Here is a 4,542-nt window from a genome sequence, read left to right as displayed (position 1 = left end):
CCCGCTGGCGTTCGTTTTCTGCCCGCTGGCGTTCGTTTTCTGCCCGCTGGCGTTCGTTTTCTGCCCGCTGGCGTTCCGTTTCCGCTTGCTGTTGAAGTTGGTTATAGGTGAGGAACGCTTCGCCGTTGGCGCGATAGAGTTTGAGGTCGTTGTCGGTTAACTCGAAACGGATTTGCAACCGGGGACTCACCCAATTGTCGAGGGTTTCGATGACGTTTAAGTGAGAATTGTCGCCTTGAGCTTCATCCCGCAGCCAACCGCTTAAATCGTTACGATCGGGGTCGTAGAGATAGTATTCTTCAACGCCGTATCGATCGTAAAAAAGCAGTTTTTTATCCATCTCCGTTTGGCGGTTTCCCGGCGATCGAATCTCGAAAACCACTTGTGGCGCGATGTTGTCTTCCCGCCATTGCAAATAAGAACCGCGATCGCCCTTTGGTCGTCCAAATACCACCATCACGTCCGGGGCTTGACGGATTTTCGGCTGACCTTCGACGGGATACCACAACAAATCGCCCGCGATGAAAACCTTGGGATCGTCAGCGTATTGCCACTCGAGATTTCCGTGAATTGTGGTAATCCAGCGAAATTGTCGGGTATTGTCTGCCATCGGGCGGCCGTCGCTTTCGGGGTAAACGATTGGCGACTTTATTCGGGATTTGAAAGGTGCAACCATCACCTTGTTTCTAACTCGCCGTTTCTATGATATCTAAAAAATATCGATGCTGTCGGTTGGGTCTAGTGAAAGTGAAACCCAAGAAATCAAAGTTTTTTATTTAAAAATACTCAAAGTAGCCAGGTTTTAAATCACCACAGATACACAGAGGACACAGAGGATTTGAGTTAAAAAAATTGATTATTTTTCTTCTTTGGCGATGTTGAAGATTAACTCGTCGGTTAACTGTGGCGTTCCCTCTTCGCTCAACAACATTAAATATTCGATGTTTCCGGCCGGCCCGCGAACGGTAGACTGGGTTAAACCCCGATCGATCCATCCCAAACTTCTGGCTGCATCTCGAACCTGTGCGATCGCCTCCGCCCTGGCTTTGGGATCGCGCACGACGCCTTTTTTACCCACTTTCGATCGACCCACTTCAAACTGAGGTTTCACCAACACGATCGCTTCCCTCGGCGATACCATCAAATTCCACATCGCGGGAAATACTTTCGCCAGGGAAATAAAGGAAACGTCTACGACGCCTAAATCGGGATGCGGATCGTCGTTTTGATAGAGTTTATCGGGGGTTAAATAGCGTAAGTTGGTGCGTTCTTTTAAGATTACGCGATCGTCGTTGCGGAGTTTCCAATCTACTTGTCCGTATCCCACATCGACGCCGTAAACCCGTTTCGCCCCGGCTTGTAACAGACAATCGGTAAAGCCTCCGGTGGAAATTCCGCCATCGAGACAAATGCGATCGCGCACTTCCACCGGAAACACCTGTAACGCACACTCTAACTTCTCTCCCCCCCGCGAGACGAATTTCGATCGCGCCTTCACGGTAATTTCCGCGTCTTCTGACACCTGGGTTCCCGGTTTGTCGATGGGATGCTGGTTGACGCGCACTTCTCCCGCGCGAATCCAACGTTGCGCCAGTTGGCGAGACGGACAAAGGTTGCGATCGACCAGAAGGCTATCGAGGCGTTTTTTGGGCATTTTTTAATATTTCTTAAGTTAATTTTTTTGAAAATTCCTTGACAAACCGTTGGGTTTTCTTGGAGTTTCTCTTATAATTTTGGGTCTGTTGGAGTTAAGTTGATAAGCAGAGTTTATGAAATTCCGAAACCGCTGGCGTCGGGGCGAACAGTAGGGGCGAACCGCCGTTCGCCCCTACAAGGGTCTGGGTATTATAAGCGATCGAATTACACCGCAATTCCAACAGACCCATAATTTTTTGAAAGTCGTTTTCAAGATTTTCGCAACAGTATCAACCCATTCCATACCGCGATTTAACCGCTCTCAGACGGCGAATTTTTTTCGTGTTTCTCGTAAGCCGTCACAATTTTTTGAACCAACGAATGGCGCACCACATCCGCCGAAGTCAAATGACAAAACGCGATACCTTCGACGTTTTTCAAAATCCGTTCCGCCACCTTCAACCCCGACATTTGATGAGACGGTAAATCCGTTTGAGTAACATCACCCGTCACCACCATGCGCGAATTGAATCCCAACCGCGTCAACACCATTTTCATCTGCGCCGAAGAAGTATTTTGCGCCTCGTCGAGAATCACAAAAGCATTATTTAACGTGCGTCCGCGCATATAAGCAATCGGCGCAACTTCCACGATTCCCCGTTCCATCAAATCGGGAATTTTTTCCGCATCGATGAGTTCGTAAAGCGCATCGTACAGCGGTCGCAAAAACGGACTGACTTTCTGCTGTAAATCTCCCGGTAAAAAGCCCAACCGTTCCCCCGCTTCCACCGCCGGACGAGTCAGAATCAACCGTTCGTATTGCTTATCGAGGAGGGCTTGCACCGCCAACATCGCCGCCAAATAGGTTTTTCCCGTCCCCGCCGGACCGATGCAAAAGGTTAAATCGTGGGTGCGAACCGCTTTGACATACTGACGCTGGCGGAAGGTTTTCGCGCGAATTTCGTCGCCGCGACGGGTGCGCGTGATGATGTCGTCCCGTAAGTCTTTTAACTCTCCTTGGCGTCCCGTATCGAGAGCGTGCATCGCCGTGGCGATATCCACATCCGCGATCGGTTTTCCCACTTTCCACAGCGGACCGAGTAACCCCACCAGGTTCTTGCAGCGTTCGACCTGGGTCGCGGTTCCCGACAACATCAACTCTTGACCTCTCAGCACGAGATTCGCCCCGGTTTTACGGGAGAGGGTTTTCAGGTTGATTTCTTGCTGTCCCGCTAAAGCGAGGGCGTTTTCGGGATCGAACAGATCGATGGTAAGCCGGTCAGTCATGCATTGTGATTCAGAAGAACTTCAGAAGAATTTAAAAAAATGGAGAGATAGAGGTAAAAGTGAAGAGTGAAGAGTGAGGAAATCAGTACGCTTCACGCTTCACACCTCTGTTTTTAGCGATTCGATTTAGCGATTCGATCGCGGGCGGCGTCGGGGCGATCGCGAACTGCGATCGGACGAACGCCCGTTTCGAGGTTTGGGGGAATGGTGTTCCCGATGGGCTTCGACCCCACCGAATACATCCAAAACGAGCGAGTGACCGGCCGTTTGAGCCATCGCCTTTAGGCTATGGCGAATCGCGTCGATGTTCCGTCCGCCTCGACCGAACACGCGGGCGCGATCGCTCTCGTCGAAGGCGACGCGCACCCAAACTTGAGGTTTAGTCGAACCGTACTCGCAATCGACGCTCAGCGATGCTGGAGATTCGAGAAACGGCTCGACTAAAAAACGGACTAATCCCCCATAATCGGGAGTTTTAGGCGTTGCTGGTGGGCTTGACTTGCTCGAAGACATTGGCTTTTTGCAGGATGTGCCGAACCGTATCGGTCGGTTGGGCGCCTTGTTGCAGGCGCTTGACGATCGCCGGAACGTCTAAGCGAGTTTCGTCGGTTCTCGGGTTGTAAAAACCGAGTTCTTCGATGGGGCGACCGTCGCGGCGGGCGCTGCTTTTCATCGCCACGATCCGATAGCTAACTTCTCGTTTTTTACCAAACCGTTTGAGTCGGATTTTGATTGCCATTGCAGATGGAAGTACTGAAATTTTGAGTCAAGCCCTTATTTTACCATCTCCGCCCCCAGTCCTGAAAGGGTCGAATTGCGGTTTGTCTCGGGTTCAGCGTCAGGGTGGAATCGGCTGGAATTGAGGTCGATCGTTCGCCGATCGACAGAGGGGGTATAATTTAGCCTTAAACGCTCACCCATTGGTATGGCACAGCGATACGTCCGAGTCCGAACTGCCCAAGGACGCATTTATTACGGCTTGCTTCAACTCAATCACGCGGTGCAGGTATTCGACGCGCCTCCGTGGTTGAACGGTCAACCCACCGATCGCGAACTGGCGGCGGAAAAGTACCAACTTCTCGCCCCCTGTGCGCCGTCGAAAATCGTCGCCGTGGGTAAAAACTATCGAAAACACGCTCAAGAAATGGGGTCGGACGTTCCCCAGGAACCGTTACTGTTCCTCAAAGCCCCCACCAGTCTCGTCGGAAACAACGAAGCCATCGTCTATCCGACGCAATCGCAACAGGTGGATTACGAAGGGGAACTGGCCTTAGTTATCGGCGCCCCCTGCGAAGACTGTTCGACGGAGGAAGCCGCCTCGAAGATTTGGGGCTACACCATCGCCAACGACGTGACGGCGAGGGATTTACAGCGAAAAGACCGTCTGTGGACGCGGGCGAAGGGATTTAATACCTTTTGTCCCCTCGGTCCCTGGACGGTGCGGGAAATCAATCCCGGCGCGAAAATTCAAACCTTTGTCAACGACGAAAAAGACCCCCGACAGTCTTCACCGATCGATCGGATGGTGTTTCCGCCAGAGGTTCTCGTCTCTTATATTTCCCAAATCTTGACATCCTCACCGCCCTGGAAGGGCGGTGATTCCCAAACCTCGCGATTTGG

General features: G+C 51.7%; 6 protein-coding genes. 1 reads left to right on the top strand and 5 read right to left on the bottom strand.

Translation table 11 applies throughout. The features are described from left to right. From ACP5D4_RS06010 to rpsP, 5 genes are all read right to left on the bottom strand, one after another. Nucleotides 1-676, bottom strand: a 676-nt coding sequence (locus ACP5D4_RS06010; protein WP_428010726.1) for a Uma2 family endonuclease, incomplete at its 3' end; no start/stop codon positions are given. Between the two features lie 180 nt (nucleotides 677-856). Then, nucleotides 857-1,654 (bottom strand): TlyA family RNA methyltransferase, encoded by a 798-nt coding sequence (locus ACP5D4_RS06005; protein WP_428010725.1) that lies wholly within the window; start codon nucleotides 1,652-1,654, stop codon nucleotides 857-859. A 293-nt stretch (nucleotides 1,655-1,947) separates the two neighbouring features. Continuing rightward, entirely contained in the window at nucleotides 1,948-2,922 is a 975-nt protein-coding gene (locus ACP5D4_RS06000; RefSeq protein ID WP_428010724.1) for a PhoH family protein, read from the bottom strand. Nucleotides 2,923-3,048: 126 nt separating this feature from the next. Next, nucleotides 3,049-3,435, bottom strand: coding sequence for a KH domain-containing protein (locus tag ACP5D4_RS05995; RefSeq protein ID WP_428010723.1), 387 nt, complete (start codon nucleotides 3,433-3,435; stop codon nucleotides 3,049-3,051). Beyond that, the gene (gene rpsP / locus ACP5D4_RS05990; RefSeq protein WP_017658664.1) at nucleotides 3,398-3,661 is read right to left on the bottom strand and encodes a 30S ribosomal protein S16; all 264 of its coding nucleotides are present in this window, start codon (nucleotides 3,659-3,661) and stop codon (nucleotides 3,398-3,400) included. Before rpsP ends, ACP5D4_RS05995 begins: the two co-directional genes overlap by 38 nt. A 186-nt stretch (nucleotides 3,662-3,847) precedes the next feature. Here rpsP and ACP5D4_RS05985 point away from each other — a divergent pair. After that, on the top strand, nucleotides 3,848-4,542 hold a 695-nt coding region (locus ACP5D4_RS05985), incomplete at its 3' end, for a fumarylacetoacetate hydrolase family protein (RefSeq protein ID WP_428010722.1).

The organism is Baaleninema sp., from assembly GCF_049974805.1.
GTDB lineage: Bacteria > Cyanobacteriota > Cyanobacteriia > Cyanobacteriales > Geitlerinemataceae > Baaleninema.
Note: the sequence above shows the minus strand (reverse complement) of the source record. Positions and strands in the feature narration are given on the sequence as shown.

Bases quoted from the DNA above. Each gene is read 5' to 3' on its own strand.
- ACP5D4_RS06000 (WP_428010724.1), bottom strand. From the start codon at position 2,922: ATGACTGACCGGCTTACCATCGATCTGTTCGATCCCGAAAACGCCCTC.
- ACP5D4_RS05995 (WP_428010723.1), bottom strand. From the start codon at position 3,435: ATGTCTTCGAGCAAGTCAAGCCCACCAGCAACGCCTAAAACTCCCGAT.
- rpsP (WP_017658664.1), bottom strand. From the start codon at position 3,661: ATGGCAATCAAAATCCGACTCAAACGGTTTGGTAAAAAACGAGAAGTT.
- ACP5D4_RS06005 (WP_428010725.1), bottom strand. From the start codon at position 1,654: ATGCCCAAAAAACGCCTCGATAGCCTTCTGGTCGATCGCAACCTTTGT.